Origin of the sequence: Nitrosopumilus sp. K4, from assembly GCF_018128925.1 — an archaeon.
Lineage (GTDB): Archaea > Thermoproteota > Nitrososphaeria > Nitrososphaerales > Nitrosopumilaceae > HKST03.
The window spans coordinates 184,737-208,651 of record NZ_CP067007.1; the positions used below are offsets into that span (position 1 = coordinate 184,737).

The 23,915-nt window shown below is 35.0% G+C and carries 38 protein-coding genes and 1 tRNA gene; 20 read left to right on the top strand and 19 right to left on the bottom strand.

Features of this window, described 5'->3' with window-relative positions:
• Positions 1 to 78 precede the first annotated feature (78 nt).
• The 5 genes from NsoK4_RS01010 to NsoK4_RS01030 all read left to right on the top strand — a co-directional run bounded on the left by NsoK4_RS01010 (position 79) and on the right by NsoK4_RS01030 (position 3,927).
• Positions 79 to 675: a hypothetical protein gene (locus NsoK4_RS01010; protein WP_211687554.1), complete on the top strand. Its 597-nt coding sequence runs from the start codon at positions 79 to 81 to the stop codon at positions 673 to 675.
• A gap of 67 nt (positions 676 to 742) precedes the next feature.
• Positions 743 to 1,693, top strand: coding sequence for an alcohol dehydrogenase catalytic domain-containing protein (locus NsoK4_RS01015; protein WP_211687555.1), 951 nt, complete (start codon positions 743 to 745; stop codon positions 1,691 to 1,693).
• Positions 1,694 to 1,760: 67 nt separating this feature from the next.
• Positions 1,761 to 3,209, top strand: coding sequence for an RtcB family protein (locus tag NsoK4_RS01020; RefSeq protein WP_211687556.1), 1,449 nt, complete (start codon positions 1,761 to 1,763; stop codon positions 3,207 to 3,209).
• A gap of 47 nt (positions 3,210 to 3,256) precedes the next feature.
• Complete coding sequence (locus NsoK4_RS01025) at positions 3,257 to 3,616, top strand: DNA-binding protein (RefSeq protein ID WP_371816036.1); 360 nt, start codon at positions 3,257 to 3,259, stop codon at positions 3,614 to 3,616.
• Positions 3,616 to 3,927 carry a hypothetical protein gene (locus tag NsoK4_RS01030; protein WP_211687558.1) on the top strand — a complete coding sequence of 104 codons (312 nt, stop codon included), beginning with the start codon at positions 3,616 to 3,618 and terminating at the stop codon, positions 3,925 to 3,927. The genes NsoK4_RS01025 and NsoK4_RS01030 overlap by 1 nt, the downstream gene beginning before the upstream one ends.
• On the opposite strand, the gene NsoK4_RS01035 is transcribed toward NsoK4_RS01030, so the two are convergent.
• Positions 3,924 to 4,421, bottom strand: coding sequence for a 30S ribosomal protein S11 (locus tag NsoK4_RS01035; protein WP_211687559.1), 498 nt, complete (start codon positions 4,419 to 4,421; stop codon positions 3,924 to 3,926). The two genes, NsoK4_RS01030 and NsoK4_RS01035, sit on opposite strands and share 4 nt — an antisense overlap.
• 115 nt (positions 4,422 to 4,536) lie before the next feature.
• Between NsoK4_RS01035 and NsoK4_RS01040 the strand changes: the two genes are divergently transcribed.
• Positions 4,537 to 4,860, top strand: a complete 324-nt coding sequence (locus tag NsoK4_RS01040) for a hypothetical protein (protein ID WP_211687560.1) — start codon at positions 4,537 to 4,539, stop codon at positions 4,858 to 4,860.
• On the opposite strand, the gene thiL is transcribed toward NsoK4_RS01040, so the two are convergent.
• Positions 4,861 to 5,811, bottom strand: a complete 951-nt coding sequence (gene thiL / locus NsoK4_RS01045) for a thiamine-phosphate kinase (RefSeq protein WP_211687561.1) — start codon at positions 5,809 to 5,811, stop codon at positions 4,861 to 4,863.
• Positions 5,795 to 7,093 (bottom strand): phosphomannomutase, encoded by a 1,299-nt coding sequence (locus NsoK4_RS01050; protein ID WP_211687562.1) that lies wholly within the window; start codon positions 7,091 to 7,093, stop codon positions 5,795 to 5,797. Before NsoK4_RS01050 ends, thiL begins: the two co-directional genes overlap by 17 nt.
• Before the next feature lie 53 nt (positions 7,094 to 7,146).
• On the opposite strand from NsoK4_RS01050, the gene NsoK4_RS01055 reads away from it, so the two are divergent.
• A tRNA-Thr gene (locus NsoK4_RS01055) sits at positions 7,147 to 7,220 on the top strand.
• A gap of 35 nt (positions 7,221 to 7,255) precedes the next feature.
• Here the strand turns inward: NsoK4_RS01055 and NsoK4_RS01060 are convergent.
• The gene (locus tag NsoK4_RS01060) at positions 7,256 to 7,426 is read right to left on the bottom strand and encodes a hypothetical protein (RefSeq protein WP_211687563.1); all 171 of its coding nucleotides are present in this window, start codon (positions 7,424 to 7,426) and stop codon (positions 7,256 to 7,258) included.
• Entirely contained in the window at positions 7,423 to 7,605 is a 183-nt protein-coding gene (locus NsoK4_RS01065) for a hypothetical protein (RefSeq protein ID WP_211687564.1), read from the bottom strand. Before NsoK4_RS01065 ends, NsoK4_RS01060 begins: the two co-directional genes overlap by 4 nt.
• A 59-nt stretch (positions 7,606 to 7,664) precedes the next feature.
• On the opposite strand from NsoK4_RS01065, the gene NsoK4_RS01070 reads away from it, so the two are divergent.
• Entirely contained in the window at positions 7,665 to 7,877 is a 213-nt protein-coding gene (locus tag NsoK4_RS01070) for a hypothetical protein (RefSeq protein WP_211687565.1), read from the top strand.
• A gap of 3 nt (positions 7,878 to 7,880) precedes the next feature.
• Here NsoK4_RS01070 and NsoK4_RS01075 read toward each other — a convergent pair whose 3' ends face one another.
• The gene (locus NsoK4_RS01075) at positions 7,881 to 8,162 is read right to left on the bottom strand and encodes a winged helix-turn-helix domain-containing protein (RefSeq protein ID WP_249111084.1); all 282 of its coding nucleotides are present in this window, start codon (positions 8,160 to 8,162) and stop codon (positions 7,881 to 7,883) included.
• An 85-nt stretch (positions 8,163 to 8,247) separates the two neighbouring features.
• Here NsoK4_RS01075 and NsoK4_RS01080 point away from each other — a divergent pair, with 85 nt between their 5' ends.
• A complete protein-coding gene (locus NsoK4_RS01080) occupies positions 8,248 to 8,832 on the top strand; it encodes a hypothetical protein (RefSeq protein ID WP_211688770.1) in 585 nt (194 codons plus the stop codon).
• On the opposite strand, the gene NsoK4_RS01085 is transcribed toward NsoK4_RS01080, so the two are convergent.
• Both NsoK4_RS01085 and NsoK4_RS01090 read right to left on the bottom strand, forming a co-directional pair.
• The gene (locus NsoK4_RS01085; RefSeq protein ID WP_211689075.1) at positions 8,833 to 9,012 is read right to left on the bottom strand and encodes a hypothetical protein; all 180 of its coding nucleotides are present in this window, start codon (positions 9,010 to 9,012) and stop codon (positions 8,833 to 8,835) included.
• 143 nt (positions 9,013 to 9,155) lie between these two features.
• The gene (locus NsoK4_RS01090) at positions 9,156 to 10,907 is read right to left on the bottom strand and encodes an AIPR family protein (RefSeq protein WP_211687566.1); all 1,752 of its coding nucleotides are present in this window, start codon (positions 10,905 to 10,907) and stop codon (positions 9,156 to 9,158) included.
• A 75-nt stretch (positions 10,908 to 10,982) separates the two neighbouring features.
• On the opposite strand from NsoK4_RS01090, the gene NsoK4_RS09995 reads away from it, so the two are divergent.
• Positions 10,983 to 11,441: a plastocyanin/azurin family copper-binding protein gene (locus tag NsoK4_RS09995; protein WP_249111085.1), complete on the top strand. Its 459-nt coding sequence runs from the start codon at positions 10,983 to 10,985 to the stop codon at positions 11,439 to 11,441.
• 111 nt (positions 11,442 to 11,552) lie between these two features.
• On the opposite strand, the gene NsoK4_RS01100 is transcribed toward NsoK4_RS09995, so the two are convergent.
• A complete protein-coding gene (locus NsoK4_RS01100) occupies positions 11,553 to 11,774 on the bottom strand; it encodes a histone family protein (RefSeq protein ID WP_211687567.1) in 222 nt (73 codons plus the stop codon).
• A gap of 93 nt (positions 11,775 to 11,867) precedes the next feature.
• On the opposite strand from NsoK4_RS01100, the gene NsoK4_RS01105 reads away from it, so the two are divergent.
• Genes NsoK4_RS01105 through cgi121 form a run of 3 tightly spaced genes read left to right on the top strand, consistent with a single transcriptional unit; the run spans position 11,868 to position 13,810 of the window.
• On the top strand, positions 11,868 to 12,623 hold the full coding sequence (locus tag NsoK4_RS01105) for a TatD family hydrolase (RefSeq protein ID WP_211687568.1): 756 nt from the start codon (positions 11,868 to 11,870) through the stop codon (positions 12,621 to 12,623).
• Positions 12,624 to 12,654: 31 nt separating this feature from the next.
• Positions 12,655 to 12,999 carry a hypothetical protein gene (locus NsoK4_RS01110; protein WP_211687569.1) on the top strand — a complete coding sequence of 115 codons (345 nt, stop codon included), beginning with the start codon at positions 12,655 to 12,657 and terminating at the stop codon, positions 12,997 to 12,999.
• A gap of 37 nt (positions 13,000 to 13,036) precedes the next feature.
• The gene (gene cgi121, locus NsoK4_RS01115; protein ID WP_211687570.1) at positions 13,037 to 13,810 is read left to right on the top strand and encodes a KEOPS complex subunit Cgi121; all 774 of its coding nucleotides are present in this window, start codon (positions 13,037 to 13,039) and stop codon (positions 13,808 to 13,810) included.
• On the opposite strand, the gene NsoK4_RS01120 is transcribed toward cgi121, so the two are convergent.
• From NsoK4_RS01120 to NsoK4_RS01140, 5 genes are all read right to left on the bottom strand, one after another.
• Positions 13,802 to 14,323, bottom strand: a complete 522-nt coding sequence (locus NsoK4_RS01120) for a THUMP domain-containing protein (RefSeq protein WP_211687571.1) — start codon at positions 14,321 to 14,323, stop codon at positions 13,802 to 13,804. The two genes, cgi121 and NsoK4_RS01120, sit on opposite strands and share 9 nt — an antisense overlap.
• Positions 14,320 to 14,919 carry an L-threonylcarbamoyladenylate synthase gene (locus NsoK4_RS01125; protein ID WP_211687572.1) on the bottom strand — a complete coding sequence of 200 codons (600 nt, stop codon included), beginning with the start codon at positions 14,917 to 14,919 and terminating at the stop codon, positions 14,320 to 14,322. The genes NsoK4_RS01120 and NsoK4_RS01125 overlap by 4 nt, the downstream gene beginning before the upstream one ends.
• A gap of 165 nt (positions 14,920 to 15,084) precedes the next feature.
• Complete coding sequence (locus NsoK4_RS01130) at positions 15,085 to 15,372, bottom strand: winged helix-turn-helix domain-containing protein (RefSeq protein WP_211687573.1); 288 nt, start codon at positions 15,370 to 15,372, stop codon at positions 15,085 to 15,087.
• Between the two features lie 121 nt (positions 15,373 to 15,493).
• Positions 15,494 to 16,138, bottom strand: a complete 645-nt coding sequence (locus NsoK4_RS01135; RefSeq protein WP_211687574.1) for a hypothetical protein — start codon at positions 16,136 to 16,138, stop codon at positions 15,494 to 15,496.
• Positions 16,139 to 16,199: 61 nt separating this feature from the next.
• Complete coding sequence (locus NsoK4_RS01140; protein WP_211687575.1) at positions 16,200 to 16,409, bottom strand: hypothetical protein; 210 nt, start codon at positions 16,407 to 16,409, stop codon at positions 16,200 to 16,202.
• 76 nt (positions 16,410 to 16,485) lie between these two features.
• Here NsoK4_RS01140 and NsoK4_RS01145 point away from each other — a divergent pair, with 76 nt between their 5' ends.
• Entirely contained in the window at positions 16,486 to 16,764 is a 279-nt protein-coding gene (locus tag NsoK4_RS01145; RefSeq protein ID WP_211687576.1) for a Fe(2+)-trafficking protein, read from the top strand.
• Here the strand turns inward: NsoK4_RS01145 and NsoK4_RS01150 are convergent.
• Complete coding sequence (locus tag NsoK4_RS01150) at positions 16,761 to 17,222, bottom strand: hypothetical protein (protein WP_211687577.1); 462 nt, start codon at positions 17,220 to 17,222, stop codon at positions 16,761 to 16,763. The two genes, NsoK4_RS01145 and NsoK4_RS01150, sit on opposite strands and share 4 nt — an antisense overlap.
• A gap of 80 nt (positions 17,223 to 17,302) precedes the next feature.
• On the opposite strand from NsoK4_RS01150, the gene NsoK4_RS01155 reads away from it, so the two are divergent.
• The 3 genes from NsoK4_RS01155 to NsoK4_RS01165 are packed head-to-tail and all read left to right on the top strand — an operon-like array spanning position 17,303 to position 19,734.
• Entirely contained in the window at positions 17,303 to 18,304 is a 1,002-nt protein-coding gene (locus NsoK4_RS01155) for an adenylosuccinate synthetase (protein ID WP_211687578.1), read from the top strand.
• Positions 18,305 to 18,353: 49 nt separating this feature from the next.
• Positions 18,354 to 19,016: a hypothetical protein gene (locus tag NsoK4_RS01160; protein WP_211687579.1), complete on the top strand. Its 663-nt coding sequence runs from the start codon at positions 18,354 to 18,356 to the stop codon at positions 19,014 to 19,016.
• Positions 18,997 to 19,734 (top strand): orotidine 5'-phosphate decarboxylase, encoded by a 738-nt coding sequence (locus NsoK4_RS01165; protein WP_211687580.1) that lies wholly within the window; start codon positions 18,997 to 18,999, stop codon positions 19,732 to 19,734. Before NsoK4_RS01160 ends, NsoK4_RS01165 begins: the two co-directional genes overlap by 20 nt.
• Here NsoK4_RS01165 and NsoK4_RS01170 read toward each other — a convergent pair.
• The 4 genes from NsoK4_RS01170 to NsoK4_RS01185 all read right to left on the bottom strand — a co-directional run bounded on the left by NsoK4_RS01170 (position 19,717) and on the right by NsoK4_RS01185 (position 22,709).
• Positions 19,717 to 20,133, bottom strand: a complete 417-nt coding sequence (locus NsoK4_RS01170; RefSeq protein WP_211687581.1) for a bis(5'-nucleosyl)-tetraphosphatase — start codon at positions 20,131 to 20,133, stop codon at positions 19,717 to 19,719. The two genes, NsoK4_RS01165 and NsoK4_RS01170, sit on opposite strands and share 18 nt — an antisense overlap.
• Complete coding sequence (uppS, locus tag NsoK4_RS01175) at positions 20,133 to 20,876, bottom strand: polyprenyl diphosphate synthase (protein ID WP_211688774.1); 744 nt, start codon at positions 20,874 to 20,876, stop codon at positions 20,133 to 20,135. The genes NsoK4_RS01170 and uppS overlap by 1 nt, the downstream gene beginning before the upstream one ends.
• 115 nt (positions 20,877 to 20,991) lie before the next feature.
• Positions 20,992 to 22,137 carry a DUF373 family protein gene (locus NsoK4_RS01180; protein ID WP_211687582.1) on the bottom strand — a complete coding sequence of 382 codons (1,146 nt, stop codon included), beginning with the start codon at positions 22,135 to 22,137 and terminating at the stop codon, positions 20,992 to 20,994.
• 74 nt (positions 22,138 to 22,211) lie between these two features.
• Entirely contained in the window at positions 22,212 to 22,709 is a 498-nt protein-coding gene (locus NsoK4_RS01185; protein ID WP_211687583.1) for a hypothetical protein, read from the bottom strand.
• A 249-nt stretch (positions 22,710 to 22,958) separates the two neighbouring features.
• Between NsoK4_RS01185 and NsoK4_RS01190 the strand changes: the two genes are divergently transcribed.
• From NsoK4_RS01190 to NsoK4_RS01200, 3 genes are all read left to right on the top strand, one after another.
• Positions 22,959 to 23,105, top strand: a complete 147-nt coding sequence (locus tag NsoK4_RS01190) for a DUF5679 domain-containing protein (protein WP_211687584.1) — start codon at positions 22,959 to 22,961, stop codon at positions 23,103 to 23,105.
• A gap of 70 nt (positions 23,106 to 23,175) precedes the next feature.
• The gene (locus NsoK4_RS01195) at positions 23,176 to 23,598 is read left to right on the top strand and encodes a translation initiation factor IF-2 subunit beta (protein ID WP_211687585.1); all 423 of its coding nucleotides are present in this window, start codon (positions 23,176 to 23,178) and stop codon (positions 23,596 to 23,598) included.
• A complete protein-coding gene (locus tag NsoK4_RS01200) occupies positions 23,598 to 23,894 on the top strand; it encodes a DUF424 domain-containing protein (protein WP_211687586.1) in 297 nt (98 codons plus the stop codon). Before NsoK4_RS01195 ends, NsoK4_RS01200 begins: the two co-directional genes overlap by 1 nt.
• Positions 23,895 to 23,915: the final 21 nt, after the last annotated feature.

Sequence of the window (23,915 nt, forward strand, 5' to 3'; positions counted from 1 at the left end):
GAAAACGGGCAAAAGCTTAGAATGCTTTATGAATCTGGATATGTTTTTGTAAAGTGAGGGTTGTTTTTGAGGAGTCTCTTGGTCTTTATGATCTCAATTGGATTTTTTGCTTTTGTATATGCAGATGGACCTGATGTGACCGTAAAAGAAGAAAAATTTCGAGTTCCCTTTGAACTCAAAATAGGTGAAATTGCAAATATAGATTCTCTTCTTTATGTTTCATTTCTTAATGTGACAGAAGATTCCAGATGCCCTTCAGATGTTACTTGTGTCTGGCAAGGCTCTTCATCTATTGAGGTAGATGTAAGTACAAATGAAAATGATTTTGGAACTCAAATAATCAAACTAGGCGACGATGGTACAAAGTCTTCACAACTTCTTGGTGATTATTTTATCCGACTAACTATGTTAAAACCATACCCAGCAACAACTCATGAAATCACTCCATCAGAATATGTTGCAACATTGTTTGTCGGCAAAGTACATGATGCTGTTTCTTCTCCACTAAAACAGATCAAAAATGGCATTGAACCAGCTGCAGTTATTTGTAAAGAAGGACTTGTTTTGGTTTTAAAATATGGTAATGACTCTCCTGCATGTGTGACGCCATCTACTGCAGACATACTGTATCAACGTAATTGGGGTAGTGTTGTCCCACCATGCTGCAAACACTAGTTTGAATATTTTTTAATTATGTTCATATGAAACCTAGACTTTTAAAATAACGCACAAAACATAATCTGTGAAAGCTACAGTCTTTGATGGCAAAAACATAACCTATCTTGAGGACTTTCCAGAACCTAAACCTAGTGAAGCATTAGTTCGAATAAACCTCGCTGGAATATGCGGGACTGATCTGGAAATTTTAGACGGATACATGAGTTATCATGGAATCCTTGGGCATGAATTTGTAGGAACTGTAGAAAAATCGACAAACAAAGATTTGATTGGAAAAAGAGTTGTAGGTGAAATCAATGTCGGTTGTGGAAAGTGTTCTTCTTGCAAGACTGGAATGGAAAGACACTGCCCAAACAGAACTGTACTTGGAATACTAAACAGAAATGGCGCTTTTGCAGAATATCTTTCATTGCCTGAAAAAAACCTGCACGTAATTCCTGATTCTGTTACTGATGAACAAGCAGTGTTTGTAGAACCACTAGCTGCTGCATTTGAGATTACTGAACAAATTGATCTAAAGCCTGATTGGCATGTTGCAATTGTTGGTGATGGAAGACTGGCACATCTTATTGCAAGTGTTTTGAAACTGTATTGCTCAGACATTACGTGTTTTGGAAGACATGAAAACAAGTTATCTTCATTGAAAAAACTAGGATTACAAACAAAGATTGGAATCAAAGACGATGATCATAATGTTTTTGATCTTGTAGTAGAGGCAACAGGAAACAATTCTGGATTTATAGATACTATGAAATTGGTAAAGCCAAGAGGAACTGTAATTTTAAAATCAACTATAGCATCTAAAGAAAACTTGGATTTGACTCCTACGGTAGTCAATGAAATTACTTTGGTTGGTTCAAGATGTGGGAAATTCAGACCTGCCATTGATGCGCTTGCTTCTCATAAAATTTCTGTAGATGATCTGATTGATACTACCTATCCCTTAGAAAAATTCGAAGAAGCAATAGAATATGCAAAAAAACCAAACACATTGAAGGTTTTTCTCAAACCCTAGACAGATTTGCGAACAAACCAAAAAATTTTAGATTTAAATTGGATTGAACGAAAATTGTACCAACCTTATGTCATCAATAACTCCAAAAAAAATTGCTGAAAATCAGTACCTAATTGAGGCTGACTCTAATCTTGGAATGAAGGTTCCTGTCAAAATCTATGCAAATGAGAGTCTGTTGCAAAAAATGCTTACTGATAGGACCATAATGCAGGCTCGAAACGTTGCATCAATTCCTGGTATTGTGAGCCATGGTGTGGTTTTGCCTGATGGTCATGAAGGATATGGTTTTCCAGTTGGCGGCGTTGCAGCAATGGATGCTGAAGAGGGCATGATTAGTCCTGGAGGAGTTGGATATGACATCAATTGTGGTGTAAGGCTACTTCGAAGCAATCTTAACGAAGATACTGTTCGCTCAAAACTAAAAGATATTGTAACTGATTTGTTTAGTTCTATTCCTTCCGGAGTTGGCTCCAAAGGCGCAGTAAAATTATCTCACTCTCAATTAGATGAAGTCTTGGTCAATGGCGTTAACTGGGCAATTGATAATGGATATGGTTCATCAAATGATGCAGATGTCTGTGAAGAAAACGGACAAATTGCAAATGCAGATCCTAACAAAGTTTCAGATAAGGCAAGAAAGCGAGGTGCCCCTCAACTTGGAAGTCTTGGATCTGGAAATCACTTTCTTGAAATTCAAAAGGTTGCAGAGATTCATGATGAAGAAGCTGCAAAAAGAATGGGAATAACTGAAGGAACAATTACAGTTTTGATTCATTGCGGTTCAAGAGGATTTGGCCACCAAGTCTGTAGTGACTACCTTAGAGTTTCAGAACAGGCCTTGGAAAAATATGATATTCATTTAGCAGATAGAGAACTGGCATGTGTTCCAAACAATTCTGATGAAGGTGATGCTTACAGAAAAGCAATGTTTGCTGCATTAAACTTTGCATGGAGTAACCGACAGATGATTACCCATTGGACAAGAAAATCATTTGAGAGAGTATTTGGCCAAAGTGAATCTGATCTTGATATGAAACTAGTTTATGATGTTGCACACAATATTGCCAAAGTTGAAAAACACAAAGTCGATGGAAAAGAACGAAATCTTGTGGTTCATAGAAAAGGTGCCACACGAGCATTTCCCGCAAACCGCGATGAGGTACCGACAAAATATCGTGACATTGGTCAACCCGTACTTATTCCAGGATCTATGGGAACTGCAAGCTGGATTCTACTTGGACAGCCAAATTCAATGGAACTTAGTTTTGGCTCTACTGCACATGGAGCAGGAAGGACCATGTCAAGATCCAAAGCAAGAAAGAATTACTCAGAAAGTGATGTCAAAAAGTCACTAAATGACAAGGGTATTTTCATCAAAGCATTAACTCGTGACGGTGTGGTAGAAGAGACTCCTCAGGCATACAAAGATGTAGATGCTGTAGTCAATGTATCACATAATTTAGGAATAGCCACAAAAGTAGCAAAATTAGTGCCTATAGGTGTGATAAAGGGTTGAGCGACGATTCAGAACTTGAAAGACTAAAGGCAAAACGCCTCGCTGAGATGCAAAAAAACATCTCATTTAAACAAAATACAGAAAAACAACCAGAACAAAAACCAAAAGAGACTAAAACTCCAAGAGAAATTCTAGTACCTAAACTTGGATATCGTGGTCTTGAGGTCTTACAAAACGCAGAATCTCAATTCCCAAACGAAACAAAAATTATTGTTGAAAAACTAGCTGAATTAATCAAAAGCGGAGAAATTGATGAAACACTTGATGGTGGAAAATTATTGCTATTGTTTAGATCAGTTGGACTAAACATTCGCATGGAAACAAAAATCAACATTGAACAAGACGGAAAATTTGTTTCACTGTCTGACAAACTAAGTAAACAATCCCTTGATGATGGTGAAGGTTAATGGATGTGGTGTTAGAAATCAGCACAAAAAATTACACCGATGATCTGCTTAATCTAAAAAAAGCAATGTCGCACATGGAAAGTCTTCTTGGTTGCTACAACGGTTATGTGTTAAGTGAACCTACGACAAACTTTGGCTGGACTTTTTTCAAAATAGCATTCAAACCTGATTTACAACATGGAATTGAAACAAAATTTGCAGACATGATTGGTAAATATGGTTGGGGTAAACCCGAAGAAAAGTTTGGAAAATTTATGTCTGATTATCTTAACACTAAAGGTTGCAACGTTAAGGTAAAATCTACTTCCTAGACTCTTCTTCCTCTCTTTCCACCTTTCTTTCTAGTGGTGTCATGAGGGATTGGAGTAACATCATCGATTCTTCCGATTTTAAATCCGCCTCTTGCCAAAGCTCTAATTGCAGCTTGTGCACCTGGACCTGGAACTCTAGAACCAACTCCGCCAACTGCTCTTACTCTGATATGAAAACCTGTGAATCCTTTTGTTCTTGCAGATTCAACAACTGCATTTGCAGCTTTCATTGCAGCAAATGGCGATGACTCGTATCTGTCAGCGTTGACATGAATTCCGCCAGAACTGATTGCAACTGTCTCTCCGCCTGTAAGATCAGTCATGTGGATAATTGTATTGTTATAACTGCTGTAAATGTGGGCAATTCCCCATTTTTCAGGCCCTTCTTTTTTTGCTTCTGGCTGTGATTGTTGAGTATCTTGAACCTCTTTTTCAGGCTCAGTCTCCTCTACTGGAGTCTCTACCTCTTCAATCTTGGCTTCAGTTTCTGACAATGTCTACTCACACCTTAAAGGGTTTAAAAAACATTGATTTTCAAATCTGTTCGTATTTTGACACCTTGCTGAAAAATCCATTTTACTCAAATACTATAGAAAAGAGATTTTTTGTATGGGATCTGTACTTTTACCCGCTATAGGAATTGCAGTAGCTGCTGCCCTTTTTGGCTCTCTTGTTTTTCAGTATACAACTCCCCAAAATGAAATATCTCCATTTCTTGAAACAGAAAAAAAATGCGAAAAGATTGCACTTGAAGGATACAAAATGCATTTGAAATACCCTGATTCCTCACCTGATGAGCTTCCAGAATATGACCGAAACACCTTGCTGTCTCTTGATGAACTTTGGATAAATGACTGTGTGAACAGACTGCCTGCCGCAACTGTCTTTGATATTATACAAAGAGTAGAGCTAGACTATTTTTCAGGTGAATAGTTATTTTTTGAAATGACGCCACCCAGAATCTTTTATCTGGACTAACTTGTCTCCTTTAAGATACACACCTTTTCCTTTAGTGACATATCCAATTTGCACAACTGGGGTTTTTAGTTTGGATGCCAGTTTATGAATATGGTCTCTGTATTTTTTTGGCGCTGTAAAAACAAACTCGTATTCCTCACCTGTATTGAAAATCAAATCCATTGAATCAATTTTGTTTTGTTCTGCAAACTCATAAACGCTTTTTGGTGTTGGGATTTTATCTATGACAAACTTTTGCTTGCTCTGCTTTGCCATTTCATTTAGCGTAGTTGAAAGACCGTCACTCGAATCCATTGCAGCTGAAAAATATTTTCTGCCTTTTAGACCAAACTCCAGTCTTGGCTTTGGCTTTAGAACTGCTTTTTGACATTTTTGGACAAACTCCTTTCTGCCTTTTTTCTTGTAAATGAGAGATTTCAATCCTACTCCTGTTAACCCAAATAGGCCTGTTGCAAACACGATATCTCCTGATTTTGCACCTTTTCTTGGAACAATTCTGTCAGATTCACCAAAAACACAAACATGAAAAACAATCTCTTGTCCCTCATTGGTGTCTCCTCCTAGGATTTTGATCTGAAATTCATCAGATGCTCTTTTGATTCCCCTTGAAATCTCAACGATTTTTGAGTGTGAAATTGTCTTTGGAAGGTTTAGAGATATTATTCCAAATTGTGGCTTTACTCCCTTTGCTGCAAAGTCACTAATGCATGCTACAATGCTTTTTCTTGCGGCCTCTGCCAATGTCATTTTTGGGGGAATGTCTGTACTTTGAACTAGTGTGTCTACTTTAACGATGATGTTTCTTTTACCTATGTTGAATTGCTCTACGTCTTCAGAAACAAAATTTTTGTTTCCAATTCCATTCTGAATGATTTTGATAATGTCTGATTCATCTAACCCTTTCATAGCACTCTCTTACTAATTTCAGATTGTCTTGAGTAATTTTCATGCTCTTTTCTTTGTTGTTTGATTCAGCAGAAACTCTAATGATGTCTTCAGTGTTTGATTTTCTAATTAACACCCAACTATCTTCATCTATAATCCCTTTAATTCCATCTAGGGTGATTACTTCTGAATAATTTTTGGACATTTCTTTTGCAATGTTTTCGATCACTTTATCATGAAATTGAGAATCAACGTTTGTTTTTTCTCTTGTCTGATGATAACTTTGCATAAAGTTTAGAATTTCTTGATAGTTTGAATCTCTTAGCATTGATGCTATGAGACCGCTAGTTAGAATTCCTTCTCTACAATAATTAAATTCTGGCAAAATAAAACCTGCACTGCTTCCTTCTCCCCCAGCTTGTGCATTTGATTTTAACATTAAATCAATTACATTAGCTTCTCCAACTTTGGATCTTTGAACACTTCCGCCTCTCTCTTTGATGAACTTTTCAATTGAAACACTTGTATCAATACTTAGCACAAAATTTTTGTAACCAAGATCTAGTGCCTTTGCCACTCCGAGGCCCAAAGTCACATCCGGTGTCTGTTTTTTTCCATCTTTTACAACAACTAGACGATCTCCGTCTAGATCAAATGCAAAACCAATATCTTTTGATGAAGATGCCGTGACAAGATCAGATAAACTATCTGCTGTGGGATCAGGTCCTCTGGTACAGTTTGATAGTTCACCGTTTATCACATGAATGTTGCAGCCTGTCTCTGATAGTAGTTTGGGTGCATAGTCTCTTGTTGCTCCTCCGCCTATGTCTATGACTATTTCTGGGTTGTTTTGGATACTTCCTATCAGTTTTTTTGCATCCTCGATATATGATGATGAGATTTTTTCTTCAGAACCAATTTTTGTTTTTGATATTTTTTGATTTTCTAAAATCTTTGGCAGTTCTTCTTCATTGATGCCTCTTCCATCAATAATGAACTTTAATCCATTCCATTCTAGAGGGTTGTGCGATGATGTTACAATTACTCCTGCACCGTACTTTCTTGACTCCCTAAACACAACAGGTGTCGGCGCAGTTCCCAAATCAAATACATCAATTCCATTTTTTAGCAGCGCAGCTGATGCAGTTTCCTTTACCATTTGTCCTGATGGCCTTGTGTCTTTACCAATGACGCATTTTTGAGACTGTATGAGTGATGAAAAGTTGTTGCAAAACTGTAATGTCTCTTTTAGAGTGAAATCTTCTCCAAATATACCACGAATTCCGGAAATTGTTTTTTTCATTTGATCAAAATCGGAAAGGCTTTTTATTAACTCTGATGGCTTCACCAAAAAGTGCCTCGATAGCTCAGCCTGGTAGAGCGAACGCCTCGTAAGCGTTAGGTCGCGGGTTCAGATCCCGTTCGAGGCTTAAAAAATTATTTTTTTAAAATTACTAGAAAAATCTTAAGAGCTTGTCTCAGTGAAGGTCTCAATGTCAACTTCTAATTCTTTTCCTAAACCTTCCCACCAGTTTTTACTATTTTCTGTCATGCTCCCCTCAAAAATTATCTCTGATCCTCCTTTATAGATCTGTCGGTCGATTAACCATTGATCAATTATGACACAAAATCTCATTTGTTGTTTTCTTCTTGTTTTCTTTTTATCTTTCTATAGAAAATGATCATCAATGCACCACCTGCACATGCCCAAAACACTGGGGATAATCCTGGTTCTACTTGAGGTATTACGCCAACAAATGCCAAAGACATTATGCCAATCAACACCAGTCCGATTAACTCTAACATTTTTGCCATTTTGCTCTATATCCCAAGTCATTTCAAAAAGATATATGGTTTTGTAAACCACGTAAATTATGGACAAGTATCTTACAGTAATTTTGATTTTCATGATTGTGACTATCATCATTGCATTTGTAGATCCTGCTACAGGAGAAGGTCGATTTATTGTTCCATTATTTTATGGTGGGATTGCAGGGATAGCACTTATTGTCATTTACAGCTCCTACAAACAAAGAAAAGAGCGCCAAAGAGAAAATGCTGAACGAAAAAGAAAATCTAAAAAATAGATTCTAGAGTTCCAGACCGAAAGATTCTGCAATGCTGGAGAACTTTGAATAAGACTCCAAATACTGTCTTCCTTTTTCAGTAATGACAAATGTATTTCTTCCATCAAATTCTATTCTGTTGATCAGTCCAGAACCTGTCAAGTTCTCAAGGAATTTTGATAATCTTGAATGTGATAAGTTTGCCTTTGTAAGCAAAGATGTCGTTTTAATTCCCTGCTGGCCTGACTCTTCAGTAGCAGTCAAAAGATCTGCAACTATTTGCATGCTAGTTCGATAGGAAACCATACGAATGGTACTGTAAAACCAAGATATAAGGGTATTACCATCAATTCAGATCAGATAAATAGGCTCTAGCCTGATTTCTGTGAGATTGTCTTCTCAGTCTCCTGTACCGTGGTTTGATGCTTTTCTTGGAGTGGCATACCGGTATTATGATCTTAGAATGAATGTCGTTCCTTTATTTTCAGACAGAAAAGAGGCAACAAACCTGTGGACTGAAAAAATCCATTGGTGGACAGATCCATCAATCAAGATTCGATTCGTCGAGATTGATGATGACTACTGGTTTATCATGGGAGCAGAGTCGCAAAAACCTGATTCTAACATGTCTTTTTTCAAAACTCTTCCAAAGTCTGAAAATTATGAGAGATTCAAAAAGGGTCATGGCGGCGAGGCGTATCTACGATTGGGAGTATACAGTGAACAGACTTTGAATGATGTAAAAAAAGATGCACTATGTAGTTGTGGGCATGCAGCAGAAGACCATGATGAAGGTGACAATGATGCATGTTTGTATAAGGTGTGTATCTGCAAAAAGTTTTCTAGTTTTCAAGTAAATTTACTTAAACGAAAAAAAACTGTTACTGATATCTCATTTGTTGATGAAAAAGATGCCAAAGATGATCCTCTTGTTTGGAATTGTCTTTATGTAAACAAGTATTCAAAATCTGAATAATTATTCTTCTTTGTTTACTCTAGTATGATCTCCGGGATAATACTCGTCTAGCTTTTTTGAATAGCAATCTCCACATAATGGTCCGTTGATCTTCCATTCTTCCATTGGGTTGAATTGCATTTCTATTTTATCCCCGCAAATGGTGCATTTTAGTTTTAAACCCAAAGTATCATTGCTCACTTTAATCAATATAAAAAACATTCTGGGTTTGAACCAAAAAAATCATGTTAAATAATACTGGTTTCTAAGAATTTTAGGTAGCTAGTCTGACCAGTGTAAACCTCCTGCAAGATTTTTACTTGGTTAGACTACTGCCTATGGGTTTACAGCAAATTACTGACTAGCTTTTTGATTGCTAAAATCTCATCTTCTTCTTGTCTGATTTTTTTATCAACAACTCTGAGCATAGAGTCATTCCAGACATGCTGTGAAAAGAAATTGTGTTTTGTGTTGGCAAGCTCTATCTCATCATCTACAACAGTATCTTCTAGAAATTTGGTGACAATCACGTCTGTGAGCTTTAGTATTCTAGAGTTTAACTTAAAACTGCGAAAAATTGGCTCTAGTTTTCTAATGTCTCCTTTGAAATCCCCCTTTGTCTCTAGAATTTTCTTGTGTAGTATTCTAAAGTATACTCCGACATAAAACAAAGTTGCATATCTTTTTGTCTTGTGTCCACCTTGCTTGCCATATTTTAGAGACTTTTTTGCAAATTCCTTTACAAGATAAGGATACAACAAAATCCTGTAATCGTCTTTAAGGTTGTCATTGAAAATATCATCATACTTGCTTCCTCTTGGAAGAAATTGTGCAGGAGAACTATATGCTTCAGTGGGTCGTTGTTCAATTCCTGCAACAAGTGACTGTATTGCATCCTTTGCAACGATTACTTTTTTGTGATTGTCTGGCAAGTAATTATTGTAAGTAGAATCACCTTCATACTCACATTGTTTTGATTTTGTTTTTGTATCAAAAGATCCTGCCTGAATTTCATAAAAATAACCACAGTTTCTTAATTGTGATTTTATTGATTTGTGAAAGTCCATTAATGAAACAAGATCTTTTCCTCTTACTGAGTTCTGTGAGTTTCTGTACTTTGTGATGTTGTTTTGCTCTTGCTCATCATCTGCTTTTATGATGGTAACTGTCATAGAACCATCCATGTTCTTTGTCCGTTTAGAATGATCTAAAATTGAATTAGATGTCTGAGCTCCGTTGACTATTTGTGGCGCATGCAGCTTGATCATGTTCTCCCCTAATTCCTCAAAGTCACTTACTACAATTGTAATTCCGTTGTTGTAATAGAAAAATTTCCCTGGATTGGTTTGAAGTGTTTCTCGCAATCCCTTGTTTACAGTTGTCTTAAACTGCATCCACTGTCTAATGTTTGATTCAAAAACATAATCTCTGTTCTTGCTTACAAAGTCTGTAAGTTCTCTTAGTTTCAAAATTCCCAGTATTGTGTTCTCATGCCTAAGCATTCTTTCTAGTTTTATTGATGATTTCTTTCCTGCTGCTGGTTTTTTGATTCTGTCCCACAACTTTTGAATGATTTTTTCAATATCAATTACCTCGACAACGTCATCGCTGTAATCTACTTCCTGATCTGTGACATAGCAGCATTTGATTTTCAGGTTTTTTTCTTTAATTTTTGTTACAAGCTGTGCAAGCTCTGGTCTCATCTTTGTAACATCTTTTGCAAGCAATCTTTTTGCATCTTCTTTGAATTTGGCAATTGCTTCCAGAGAATGTGATGTTCCGTATTTTGATTGGAATAGTCTAATGGTATTATCAGAAAAATCAACAGGGAGATAAGCGTCTATTCCTAAGTCATTTGCACCATCAACAATTGCATCAGCTGCATCATCTTCTGTTGCCTCAAACACTCTTGTTAAAACCCACTGGAGAAAATTATTTCCCTTTTCAACGTCACTCTTTGAATCATCTGCGTATTCTTTTATGCTCTCTTTGACGTTTTCAGAAAACCCCTCTAATGGCGGTGTGGAGTTTTTCTGAACTAGCAGGGTTTTTGATCCTGGGATGTATTCAAGTAATCCGTTACCATTTTGAGCCAAGCAGTCTTTCTAATATCCTATATATTTAGAGAATTTGGTAATTACATAATAACTAGGACTGTGTTGTGGTTTGATTTGAAGAAAAAAATTCTTGTTTTTGGTGTTGTAATTGCAATTGCATTGACGATAGCAGTGTTTGCAAGCAATGAAAGCGTTCAAACAAATGAACCTGAACCACAACCAGAACAAAAACAAAACAAAACATCTGAACTAAAAACAGAACCAGAAACTCATTTTACTGAGGCCGATATTGTCATGCCAAACAAAGTTTCAAGACCTGGTTGCGAAGAAGACAATCGATGTTATGTCCCAACAACATTTTCTGCTGCCAAAGGACAAACAGTGATTTGGTCAAATGAGGATGTTGCGTTTCATAGTGTGACTTCTGGATTTTATGGTTCACCATCTGGATTGTTTGACAGTGGCCATTTAGATCCATACGAGTCATTTTCCTATACTTTTGAAGAAACTGGAACTTATGATTACTATTGTACGCTCCACCCTTGGATGGCAGGACAGATTATAGTAGAATAAAGGTACCCGAGGGAGTCGAACCCCCTTGTATAGGCTTTGCAGGCCCACGCATAACCGTTCTGCCAGAGTACCGTTTTGAAAAACACAAAATGAACAATTAAACTCTTTAGATTAGAATTTTGTAAATGGTTTTGAAGCAAGCTTGATGTCTTCGCCCTTTACCGTCTTTCTACCTGCATGTGATGCCATATCTACGGCACTTTTTGCAATACCGTCTGCCAACTCCTCGATGATTCTTCTTAGTTCGTCTGCAGACTCGTCACTTACTCTTTCTGCACCTGCTTTTTTCAATATTCTATACATTGCTGAAAGTCCTAACTCTGATGATTTCATTAATCTAATTTTCCATTATTATGATAAAAGATTTTGAGTGAAAAAATATCACCAAGGAATCGATTTATACAGACTATTTCAAAATATGTTTGAATGACTTGGTATTATGACTCACACATCCATCTGTCTGATCCCTCCTACCGTCAAGACATGAAAAATATTGTTTCTGTGATGGAAAATATGAATCTAAAAGCATGTTGTGTTTCCATGAATCCAAATGATGCTAAAGATACATTAGAACTTGCAAAATCATCCGAACTGATTTTACCCTTTATTGGAATTCATCCAGAATGTGCAAAAGATGATCTGGATTTGATGGTGGATATGATTGAGCAAAACCATCAATTGTTAAGTGGTATAGGTGAAATTGGATTGGATCCTACTTATTGCCAATCAGACGAAGATACCAAAAGACAAGTTCATGTCTTTGAAACTCTTTTATCTGTGGCAGAAAAATACCATAAACCCATCTCAATTCATTCAAGAAAAAGCCTTGATGATGTTCTACAAATTATGACATCCTATGATACTAAACATGCTTTACTTCATTGGTTTGATGGCAGCAAAAAACAATTGAGACATGCAATGGATATGGGCTTTTTTGTCTCATATGGCCCTGTAATGATCTATGCAAATGATAAACAAACGCTTTTGTCAAATACTGAAGAATCAAAAATTCTAGTAGAAACTGATGGCCCTGTAAGATTTTCAAGATGTTTTGAGATGAAATCTGCCCATGTTGTCTTTATCCCCAGTGTGATTTTTGCCGCTTCCAAAATTCTCTCAAAATCCTTTGACGATATGTCTTTGTTACTAGAAAAGAATTCTGAATCATATCTTGGAATATAGGTATAAAAAACCCTAATTCACTAGTCGAGGAGTGGATAGAATAAAGCGTCTCTCTTATGAAGTACTAGACAAACACCAATCAAAATTTGGTGAAGATTTCGCTGATAACAAAAAAATTCTAGATCAAATATCCATTATTCGCTCTAAAGGACTGAAAAATGAGGTTGCTGGCTATATCACAAAATATGTTAAAAAACAAATTCGTGAAGAGAAGATAAAACAAGCACAAAGAGAGGAAGCTATCAAACAAGAGACTGCATATGAAGTAGAACCTGAAGTTGAGGAAACTAACATAACTAAATCTGAAGATGTTGTTGAATCAACTGAGGCAGCAGCAGAACCAGAACCTTCAGAGTCTGAAGAAAAATCCGAATAAACAAGAAATTAATTCTAATTGAATTTTCTATTAGTTGATGATTACTGTAAAATTTCTAGGTGGAGCAAAAAAATCATTTTCAACTGATCATATGGAGATTCAAAAATCTAATATATCTATAGATGATCTTTTAGGCCATCTGACATCTATCAAGCCCCAAACTACATTGGAGCTTGATACTGATAACATTCTCATTGCTGTAAATGGAATTGATTCTTCTGCAATGGATGGAAAAATGACTATCATTAAGGATGGTGACACAGTAAGCATTATTCCCGTAATTCATGGCGGCTCGCCAAAAAGAGTGATTTTTTCCTCCTCAAAAAAAAATGTACAGCTATTAGAAATCAAAGGTGATAAAAAAATTGATGTGTCATTTCTTGATGGATTAAGAAAACGCTTTCCTAAGTTAATTATTCAAGCAGTTTCGAGTGAATTTATTCTAAATACCTCTCATGCCAAAAAAATAATCTCATTGTCCTTAATTTGTCAAAAAAATGATAATCTACTTTCAAAAAAATTAGAAACAGACATCCTGATGCGATTTGGTTTGACATCACAAATTTCTGATGCAATAAAGATTGCAGGAATAAAGCCAAAAAAAAATTTTTTTGTTGTATCAATTGGACCAAAAAAAGAATTAGACAGTTTGTACTTATCGTTAAAACCCTCTCTGAGTGAAATTTTCTCAAAAAACCACTCTTTTAGTATCAAAAAACAATTCAGAATTAATAAAAGACAAATTGATTGTGTTCTGACAAAAACCCCTTTAGAGGATATACTAGTGGAGCGAGCTTCTGTTTTACTCTGAAATACTGCGTTTGGTTTTCTCGACGCTTAAAACATCTGATTTTTTCAAAATGGCAACGCCTGTTGTATTTCCTAAAATCTCAATTAGGATTATTTTGTCTGGAAATTCTAATGACACTTTATTTTTGAATTTTTTTGCAATTCTTGAAATTAGTTCTTGGCCTGAAACATCTGAATTTCTTTTTTCAATGGATATTCTATAAGTTTCATCATCGGAAATTTGATCTGATAATTCCTGTACTTGATTCTCAATACTATCAAGATTTGTCTCTGCAACTTTTTGAATTGGAATTATTCTAAGACAATACCTGATAGACCATGGCTCATCAATTAGTTGTTCTTTGATTTTTTTTACCACTTCTATTGGATTTAATGATGTTTGGGCAGTCAAAATACCTGACATTTTTGTTATTGTTATAGACGGCTCTGAATCTCCCATTTCGCCTAGAATTTTTGTTATCTCTTCTTCTGTTTCTGGTTCTAAATGACGTGCACAGGTAACGATTAGATTCAAAGTATTTCCATCAACTCCTTTTTAGTTAAAACCCCTTCTCTGAGAATCTTTAATTTCCCATCCTCAACTTCTGCTATTGTTGATGGCACTCCTCCTGAAATCTTACCTCCATCTAAAAACAGATCAAATCCTTTGATACTTTGATAGCACTTTTCTGGATCTGTAAACGACTCTTGTCCTGAAATATTTGCACTAGTTCCAATCAAAAAATGACATTTTTTTAACAACTGCAACACACAATTATTTTTTGGAACTCTGATTGCAATCTTGTTGTTAATTTTTAGAGGTTTTTTCAGTCTATCGTCTTTTAATTTTAATACCAAAGTTAGTGGTCCTGGCCAAAACTTTTCAGCTAATTTCATTGAGACATCATCAAATTCTACAATTAATGCTGTTGTTTCTTTCGAGTATGATAAAATTGGTAAAAATTTTGTTTCTTCCCTTGATTTGATCTCATAGATCTTTTTTACTGAATTTTCGTTGTATGGGTTACAACCAATACCGTAAACTGTGTCTGTGGGAAAAATCACGACTCCTCCTTTTTTTATCTCTTCGTTGGCTTTTTCTATTCCTTGAGGATCGCAATTGACTTTCAATGCTTTAATGGTGCCTTCGTTCTTTAATTATTCATTTTCATTTGAATAAGTTTTTAACACTTAAAAAATTCAAACCGAAGATATGTCCCAACCATCTGATTATGAAGATACTGATTTTGAAGATGATTTTGATGATGAATTAGATGAATTTGAAGAAATAGAAGATTAGATGGTTAATCCAAAGTTGTCTGCAAAGGAACTGAATGTCTTGTATGCTTGCAGAAACTCTCTTCCTGATTGACTAATTCTGTACTTGTTGGAATTATCTGATTCTACCTGTTCTAACAAACCTTGTGTTACTAGCGTTTTTAGAATTCTAGAAATTCTAGAATGGGATATGTTTGCCTTTCTAATCAGGTAAGTTACTGTTGCACCATCTTCGTCTTGAAGATCATCCCTAGTTGTGGATAGGATATCCCCAATAATTTTCATATGAGTTCTATATTCTGCCATTTTATTCTCTATGATTTTATTTTCAAATTTCTATGAGAGTGGCTTGATATTTTCCAATATACTAAAAAGATAAAAGATTTTGACAAATAGATTCTATCTCAAAATTTTGAGCCTGAATGAATCATTCTTCAAAATTATCATCAAATTTTATCTTGGTTAGGGGGACTTTGCTAACTGGAATGAACAATGCAATTAACCCTCCAATCTTTATGGTCATAGAAACTGTATAGAGTATTGATTCTGGAAATACAAAAGAATACCATCCTAGAAATTCACCCAGAGCCAAAAGCGCCAATCCTATTGCAACTGAAATAGCACCCTTGTTTTTGTTTTCAAAATATGAAAGCATTGTTTCAATTGCTCCATATGCTAATAGTATAAACGACACAGATCTGAAAATATGTTCTATTTGTACCGATGAAACTAGAAACAATGGGAAAATTCCAACTGATCTAAAGTATCTTGACTTTGGAAAAAATGATTTTATACTGTGCGAGAATGCAATAAAGAAATATCCTACGGTTTGAATGACAATTCCTAAAGTTTGAATCCATCTTTCTATATTTCCAGATTTTATTACAAAATCCTCTACCATGTAACCTGCCCAAATCACAAAAAATCCTAAACTGATTGACAAAAATGCGATTGTTAATCTGAATAATGTTGGACTGCCAGTATTTCTAAATCCAATCAGTGACATTATTCCAATTCCAAGTCCTACTAAAAATCCAACTAGATTGAGAATGTTTTCTAATAGAAATTCCAATGATGTTTAGAAATTTCTTTTACTAATTATTTTAATCTGATGAATGATTTAACTATCTTGTTTAATCCCACTCGTCTAAGGAGCCTGATGATTGTCCCTCAGTACTTCCTGCATAATCTCCTAAAATGTCAGAATATTTCTTTTCATTATGTGCAACAAATTTTACGTATTCTCCATAACTCATATCTAGATCACAATTGTCACATTTTACAAAAGAATAATCCATTGCAAGTTCTGCATTTTCTTTGCATTTTGGACATTTGATCTTCACAAGATATTTTGTTTGTGTTATCTATTATTGCTTTACATTCAATAAAAGATAAAAGGAGTTTTGATATGGATTCTTTATGGGTCGTACTTGTACAAAATGTAAGAATCCTATACCTGATAACGAACAATTGGACATGGTTGCAGAAAAATACCCTACATGCAACAAATGTTGGGCTGAATGGAAGGAATATCGTGTAATGGTGATGAATGAAATGAGACTAGATATGTCCATGCCTGATCATAGAAAATTATTGAAAAAACATGAAAAAGTATTCGTTGGTGTTCTTTCCCCTGAGGGAGAAATTATAGATTACAGTAACGAGGATAATAGAAAACCTGATGAACCTAATGCCTAAAGACCAAGTAGTTTTTTTGCATTATCTGGAATCACAAGAAACGTTCTTTTCTTTTTAGTATCTTCTAGACCGTCCAATATTCTCTTTATTGTATGAGCAAGTATTGCTTTTTTCTCATTATCTAGTGTTAGATAGATTTCTAAAATTCCATCAAGATTAAATGTGATTAATTTTTGTGGATTGTTTGATACTTCATCAATATATGCAAAAAACAATCCTTCCCTTTCTTCTTCTGTTAGTGTAGTTAGAATTTCTAACCATGTCTTGAAAAGTTTTGAAAAATTTGGAAATGGTATTGTTGGTCCAGCTTCTAATGCATTGTTAATGATCTCTTTTTTTTCTTCATCTGATAAAGTAAAAAATTCCATCATTCTCTTTTTCAAGATTGGTTTCCTGAGAAAATCTGGCAGATTTGCCAAGTTTACAATAATATTTCCAGCATAGTTTGGTCCGGCCATCGATCAAAATTTGTATTTGTGAGATATTAAATCCTGTGACGCCACTTTAGCTTAAATAAACCAAATTTTTGCTCATAATTATGACATCTACTGTTGTTGTTGGTGGTTTTTTTGGTGATGAAGGGAAAGGCAAGATAATTTCCTACTTGGCAATTAAGGACAATCCTTCAATAATAGTTCGTGGTGGGGCAGGACCAAATGCTGGTCATACGATTAGAGATGGAGATAGAGTCTACAAGGTTCGAATGCTCCCAAGTGGTTTTCTAAACAAAAACGCCAAAGTAATGATTGGGCCTGGAGTTGTAATTAACCCTGATGTGTTGCTAAAAGAAATACGTGATTTTGATGCGTCTGGTCGTTCATTTATTGACAAACATTGTGGTATTATTGAAGAGACTCACTTAACTCGTGATTCAAAAGGCGATTTAAAAGAAAAAATTGGTAGTACTGGATCTGGTACTGGTCCTGCAAATGCTGATAGAGCCATGAGGGTTTTGAAACTTGCAAAAGATTTTGATTCTTTATCGTCTCTTATTGTAGACGTACCTGAAGAAATTAATTCGGCTATTTCTAAAAACGAGAATGTTCTAATTGAGGGAACTCAAGGGACATTTCTTTCATTATGGCATGGGACATATCCATTTGTAACTTCAAAAGATGTTACTGCATCTGGAATTTGTGCTGATATTGGTCTTGGACCAAAGAATGTTGATGAAGTAATTGTTGTCTTCAAATCTTATGTTACGCGTGTAGGCACGGGGCCTCTTGCAAATGAGCTTACGCTTGAACAAGCCCAAAGTAAAGGTTGGTCTGAGTTTGGAACAGTAACTGGAAGACAAAGACGTGCAGCAGATTTTGATTTTGATTTAGCTAGGCGTGCAATCATGCTCAACAGTGCAACACAAATTTCTATTACAAAACTAGATGTGATCTTTCCAAGTTGTGCAGGCATGACATCTTATGATAATTTGCCTGAAGAAGCAAAATCATTCATACAAAATATTGAGCGTGAACTAAATATCCCTGTCACAATTATTGGAACAGGCCCAGCTATCGATGATGTAATTGATAGAAGAAGTTAGCCTGAAAATTTTTGGATAAGTTTAATTTGAATATGATTAATTATCTCTCGTGGATAAATTACCTCGTTACATTCAAGTTTCTTCCTCATTAGAATTTTCACGCTTGGTTTGTGCACTTGAGCGTGCGCCACGAGTATCTTTCCTTCATGAGCATGATGGCAAGAAAGTTTTGTCTGTTCAAATGGATATTCTAAAAGAAAAACCGATTGTTTACTATACACCGTTAGAGAATAATGGCCATTACATTTGCTATGGATTAAAGGGTGGAAAAGAAGAGTCTGCAATTGTAGATACTACTTCTGACTCCAGCAAACTATATTCTCCCATAGTGCGAATAAAATCACTTCCTGAAACTTTGAGGCCCGGTAATGGTACACTTGATAGATATCAACCAATTGAATTAGAAGATTTATCTAGCCTTGCAAAACTAACATGGGGGTTTGAAGAAATTCCATTCCCTTTGTTTTTATTCCCACATAATCAAAATTGGCTTGTTGGAGTTTTTATGAACTTTAATGAAGAAGGAACCTCTTATTTTTGTCATGTCGTGCTTGATGACGAACCTAAAAAACCCTTTTTGAAATTTTCTACAAACAACGGATCTGAACCAACATTTGTGGATAGTCCATCTGAACATGGATATTCGTATGTCAAAATAATAAAATTAAAAGACACCCACCCTCTTGTAGATTATGGTCACCTTCAAAACTAGATTATCCAAGATCTCAAAAACTAACGGCAAAGTGGTTCTTGCCAATGATTATGACACTTCCACTTCTAATATTGAAGCCAAAACTATTCAAAATATCAAAAAATTACATCCATTTCTGTGTGGAATCAAACTAAATTTTCATTTACTCTTGCCTCTTGGTTCTAAGCAGATTTCTAGAATAAACAAGACTGCACACCGATATGGGTTACAAACAATTGCTGACATTAAACTAAATGACATTGGAAATACAAACCGTGTTACGTCTGAGCACTTGTGGAATTTAGGATTTGATGCAGTAATTGCAAATCCGATTATGGGGCTGGAAAGTCTTAAGAATTTGGTAAAATCTGCTCACAAAAATGATCGGGGTGTTATTACATTGTGCCACATGAGTGCACCTGAGGCAAAACTATCATATGATATGGAAGTAAAAATGAAAAAAAAGCAGCAATTGTATCAACTGTTTTTGGATTGGGCTGTTGATTCCAAAGTTGATGGAATTGTGGTTGGTGCAACATTTCCCAAAATTATTGAATATTGTAACAAAAAAGCTGGCAAAAAACTAAGCATATTCTCGCCTGGAGTTGGAACTCAAGGAGGTAGTGCAGAAACAGTACTGTCTGCAGGGACTGACTTTCTGATAGTTGGTCGAACTATTCTAAATGACAAAAACCCTACCTCTATTGCAAAAGCACTGCATCTAGAGACTCTGAAGTAACGAATAGGATTTTGTTAGTACTGTTTTTGCATTATCAAATGTTGTCTTGTCCATTGCTGTAAGATAATCCATCCAAACAAAATCCAAATGCTCATGAGAAATGGAAATATCTTTAGTTTTAGTTTCTCCTAGGAAAAAAACCACTTTTTTATGAACTAATTCTCCTTGAAACTGAAAATTATACTCAATCCATTCCTCAAATCCTTCTATGAATGAAATATCTGTAATTCCTGTTTCCTCTTTTGTTTCTCTAATTGCAGTTTCATGCGTTGTTTCTCCTTTTTCCATTTTACCTTTAACAAAATCCCAGTGTCCAGAAGGATAATGCAATAACAAAAATAAAATTTTTGAATCTTCTTTTCTGAATATTACTACTCCTGCTGATGTTTCTTCTATCATTATTTCCCTAACCTTCTTTTTCTTTCTTGAAATGTTCTAATTGCTCTCATCAAATCTATTTTCCTAAATTCAGGCCAAAAGATATCCATAAAAACTAATTCACTATATGCACTTTGCCACATTAAAAATCCGCTTAGTCTTTTTTCCCCTGATGTTCGAAGTATCATGTCTGGTGATGATTGTGGTAGATGTGATGTGTATAGGTTTGATTCAATGACTTTTTTGTTAATATCTTCGATATTTAATGCACCGTCTTGAATTTTTTCACCAATTTTTTTTACTGCATCGACTAGTTCATACTGTCCTCCATATGCTAAGGCAATATTTAGAAAATGATTATCATAATCCTTCGTAGCATCGTCTAATCGTCTTAAAACTTCTTTAATTGAATCTGGTAAAAGCTCAATTCTACCAATTCCTTTGACTCTCATTTTATTTTTATGAATTCTGGGATCATTGTAGAGTTTTTCTAATCTCTTTCGAATCAATTCAAACAGATATTGTAACTCATCATCATTTCTATCTAGATTCTCAGCTGATAATGCATACAATGTAATTATTTTGATATCAAACTCCTCACACCAATCAAGCAGGTTTTCTACTGCGTCTGCTCCCTTCCAATGCCCTTCCTTCTTCATGGTTAGGTGCCTTTTTGCCCATCGTCTGTTTCCATCTAAAATTAATGCAACATGATTTGGTATGGAACCACTCCGTACCTCATTTTCAAGCCTTCTTGAATAAATTTTGTATAATCCTGATACTTGAAAAATTGTATCTAAAATCTTGCTTATGTCTAGTCACCTGTGTAAATTATTACTAACTGAAGATATCAGTGTTTTTCAGGATTTCTATTTGTATCTAATCTGAGACCATTTCTTGGTGCTTATGTTTTCTGTATTTTTTAAACAAAATTGTGGCTGAAACCAAAGTTGTAGCAAGTCCTGCCAAAAGTGGTGGAATTAGAGTGAATGAACTCTCATCATACATCATAATGTTGGTAAATTGGGAAACCGTTGGATAAAGCGCCCCTAAAACAATTATGCGTAAAATATCGCTGATTTGTCTTGGTATTCCTCCAATCCAATTACTTAGCAAAACTCCTGCAAAGATTGCACCTAGTCCAATCCATAAGATAGGGAGTGCTCCTGAAACAAACTGACCTATAATCACTTTGTCAGTAATTTTTGAAATCAATTCTGTATCGCTTTGTAATAATCCTGATTCAACTGAACTAATTCCAGCTGGAACTGATGATAGTATTAACAAAATTCCTGCAACAACTGTGAACATTCTGATGAATCCCATTGGTGTAGGTTTTGCCCAATTTGACCAAGCTCTGTCTACATCAAAAGCTCTGATTAAAAATGCGCCCCCTAAAATACTAATTAAAACAGCAAAAATTTCAGCCGTATATCCAAATACAGTACCAATACCTCCAATTAATAACAAAATTCCTGGAACACCTAAGAAAAATTTTGAATATTTTGAATCATATGCAACCATCTTAAGATATTTTCCGAAAACAGCGTAAGAATATTCAACACTTCTGCTTACTTTCATGACTACTCTCTGTACAGATACTACTGGCAATACATTTTGAATTACTGGAATTACACTTTCATCATCTTCTCCATCTGAAACAATTACTGCACCATTTGCTGAAAATCTTTCTAAAACAATTTTTGCTTCAGATAAAATTTTTTCATCAGCTTGTACACCTCTATCTTTAACACCAGCTATTGTTGCAACTTCGACTTGGTATCCCTTACTTATCAAATCTTCATATGTTTTAATTGCGGCAAAAATTGAATTTGAATCTGCATCTTCAGGATCTTCTAAAGCCAATCGTTGTGCAGCCTCAATACATGCATCTCTTCCTATGACTGGAGTGATTATGCCTGTTTTTTCACCTACGTCGTTGTCTCTGTCTACACAAATTACCACTAATTTATTGGCAGTAGACGCATTAACGTCCTTTTCTATCTTCTTAGAACTTTGAGACATTCTCTTTTATTCACACAATTAGTTTTTAACAATTTCCAACTTTTGAAAATATTATAGTTAGGTTTTGAGGCTGTTTATGGTCTCTGGGAGTCGGATGTTTTTATCATTTCTATAGATTCTGCCTTAAGCGTTTCAATTTTCTTCAAAACTTCTGACATCTCCTCTTGGCTACTTCCGTCCTTAATCATATTTGCATATACTTTAGTTTCTACGATGTATGAATTGAATTTTTTTAATGCATCCATATAGCTAATATAACTTTCTTGCCAAGGTTCAGATGGTTTTGATGTAACAAATTCACTGATTTTTGCAGTAACTTGACTGGTTGTTACATCTGTTATTGAAATATACTCATCTGGAGTAATATTTCCGTCTCTCATATTTTGAAACTCTGTGTCAATTGATTCTTGTAAAACTTCATGAATTTTTTTTACTCCGTCTAAATAATTTCCATAATCAGATACCACAAAAGTTGATTCTGTTTCTTGTGGTATTGTCCAAAAAATAAAACTTCCACCTGTAATTGCAGCTAAAATTATAACAGTTACGATAATTCCCTTTTTTGATGCCATTTGATTTACATTGTCAATTAGGAGCTTATAACTGGTGAACTTTCATAAATTATCTTCTAATTCACTAAAAATTAAAAAAAATCTGTTGTAATGGATTTCTTTTTGGAAATATTGAAGAAATCTGTATGTTCGTTGCTTTTTTCTAATTCATATTTAATGTTGACTCAAAAAATTTACACACATCTAGTCTATAGTTAAATAATTTTCACAGGCTCTGGCTAAATAGAACCAAGTTTGACATTTTTTAGAATGGTTGAAGCATATTGCGTAAAATGCAGAGCAAAAAGGGAAATCAAAGATCCCAAAGAAACTAAACTAAAAAACGGACGTCCTGCAGTAAAAGGCACATGTCCAAAATGTGGAACTAATGTTTTCCGTATAGGAAAGATGGATTAAATCACTAACAAAAGTCCACGATTTCTCTTTTTCAAAAACCCATATAGGGTATTCTATACACTAAAAATTAGTGACCAAATCAGAATATGAAAATTTACTAAAAAGAATTCAGGATAAGATTGGTAATGTCCAAAAAGAATCTGAATCTAGATTTGAACTTCCAGTTGTAGATGTAATGTGGGAAGGGCAAAAAACTTTCCTGCGTAATTTTTCAGATTTTCCCAAAGTTCTCAGAAGGGATCCGGATAAGGTATTACAATATCTCTCAAAAGAATTTGCGGTTCCTGCAGAAAGGATCGGTGATCAAGCCATGTTTATTGGAAAGAGAGCTCCTGATGATTTTACGCGTTTATTTCAAATCTATGTTAAAGACTATCTTGAATGTCCTACATGTAAAAGTCCTGACACAAAAATTGTTAAAGAAAATAGAATTTCATTTTTAATCTGCGAGGCATGTGGAGCAAAATCTACTCTCAAAGGTAAATATGCATAATGCAATTCTCAGTCAAAGTATCAAACTACCAAAAAAATTTGATGTTAAATATTTGTGATTCTGATTTACTTGGTAAAGATATCATTCAAGATAAATTAACAATGAGTATTAGCAAGAGCTATTATGGAGAAAAGATTGTTGGTAAACAAGAAGCAGAAGAACTCCTAAAAAAATCCTCTATTATCAACATGGTAGGTGATCAAACAGTTTCATTGTCTATTGAGCTTGGTATTGGTTCTGAAAATGGTGTAAAAAGAATTTCAGGTGTTCCATTTCTGATTGTTTTCAAAATGTAAGTGGATAAAAAAGAAATCCAT

Bases quoted from the DNA above. Each gene is read 5' to 3' on its own strand.
- NsoK4_RS01170 (WP_211687581.1), bottom strand. From the start codon at position 20,133: ATGATAGAAGAAACATCAGCAGGAGTAGTAATATTCAGAAAAGAAGAT.
- NsoK4_RS01020 (WP_211687556.1), top strand. From the start codon at position 1,761: ATGTCATCAATAACTCCAAAAAAAATTGCTGAAAATCAGTACCTAATT.
- NsoK4_RS01025 (WP_371816036.1), top strand. From the start codon at position 3,257: ATGCAAAAAAACATCTCATTTAAACAAAATACAGAAAAACAACCAGAA.
- NsoK4_RS01180 (WP_211687582.1), bottom strand. From the start codon at position 22,137: ATGTCTCAAAGTTCTAAGAAGATAGAAAAGGACGTTAATGCGTCTACT.
- NsoK4_RS01190 (WP_211687584.1), top strand. From the start codon at position 22,959: ATGGTTGAAGCATATTGCGTAAAATGCAGAGCAAAAAGGGAAATCAAA.
- NsoK4_RS01155 (WP_211687578.1), top strand. From the start codon at position 17,303: ATGACATCTACTGTTGTTGTTGGTGGTTTTTTTGGTGATGAAGGGAAA.
- NsoK4_RS01075 (WP_249111084.1), bottom strand. From the start codon at position 8,162: ATGGTTTCCTATCGAACTAGCATGCAAATAGTTGCAGATCTTTTGACT.
- NsoK4_RS01050 (WP_211687562.1), bottom strand. From the start codon at position 7,093: ATGAAAAAAACAATTTCCGGAATTCGTGGTATATTTGGAGAAGATTTC.
- NsoK4_RS01130 (WP_211687573.1), bottom strand. From the start codon at position 15,372: ATGGCAGAATATAGAACTCATATGAAAATTATTGGGGATATCCTATCC.
- NsoK4_RS01060 (WP_211687563.1), bottom strand. From the start codon at position 7,426: ATGAGATTTTGTGTCATAATTGATCAATGGTTAATCGACCGACAGATC.
- NsoK4_RS01145 (WP_211687576.1), top strand. From the start codon at position 16,486: ATGGGTCGTACTTGTACAAAATGTAAGAATCCTATACCTGATAACGAA.
- NsoK4_RS01070 (WP_211687565.1), top strand. From the start codon at position 7,665: ATGGACAAGTATCTTACAGTAATTTTGATTTTCATGATTGTGACTATC.
- NsoK4_RS01030 (WP_211687558.1), top strand. From the start codon at position 3,616: ATGGATGTGGTGTTAGAAATCAGCACAAAAAATTACACCGATGATCTG.
- NsoK4_RS01165 (WP_211687580.1), top strand. From the start codon at position 18,997: ATGGTCACCTTCAAAACTAGATTATCCAAGATCTCAAAAACTAACGGC.
- NsoK4_RS01105 (WP_211687568.1), top strand. From the start codon at position 11,868: ATGACTTGGTATTATGACTCACACATCCATCTGTCTGATCCCTCCTAC.
- NsoK4_RS01040 (WP_211687560.1), top strand. From the start codon at position 4,537: ATGGGATCTGTACTTTTACCCGCTATAGGAATTGCAGTAGCTGCTGCC.
- thiL (WP_211687561.1), bottom strand. From the start codon at position 5,811: ATGAAAGGGTTAGATGAATCAGACATTATCAAAATCATTCAGAATGGA.
- cgi121 (WP_211687570.1), top strand. From the start codon at position 13,037: ATGATTACTGTAAAATTTCTAGGTGGAGCAAAAAAATCATTTTCAACT.
- NsoK4_RS01100 (WP_211687567.1), bottom strand. From the start codon at position 11,774: ATGAAATCATCAGAGTTAGGACTTTCAGCAATGTATAGAATATTGAAA.
- NsoK4_RS01065 (WP_211687564.1), bottom strand. From the start codon at position 7,605: ATGGCAAAAATGTTAGAGTTAATCGGACTGGTGTTGATTGGCATAATG.
- NsoK4_RS01185 (WP_211687583.1), bottom strand. From the start codon at position 22,709: ATGGCATCAAAAAAGGGAATTATCGTAACTGTTATAATTTTAGCTGCA.
- NsoK4_RS01150 (WP_211687577.1), bottom strand. From the start codon at position 17,222: ATGGCCGGACCAAACTATGCTGGAAATATTATTGTAAACTTGGCAAAT.
- NsoK4_RS01200 (WP_211687586.1), top strand. From the start codon at position 23,598: ATGCAATTCTCAGTCAAAGTATCAAACTACCAAAAAAATTTGATGTTA.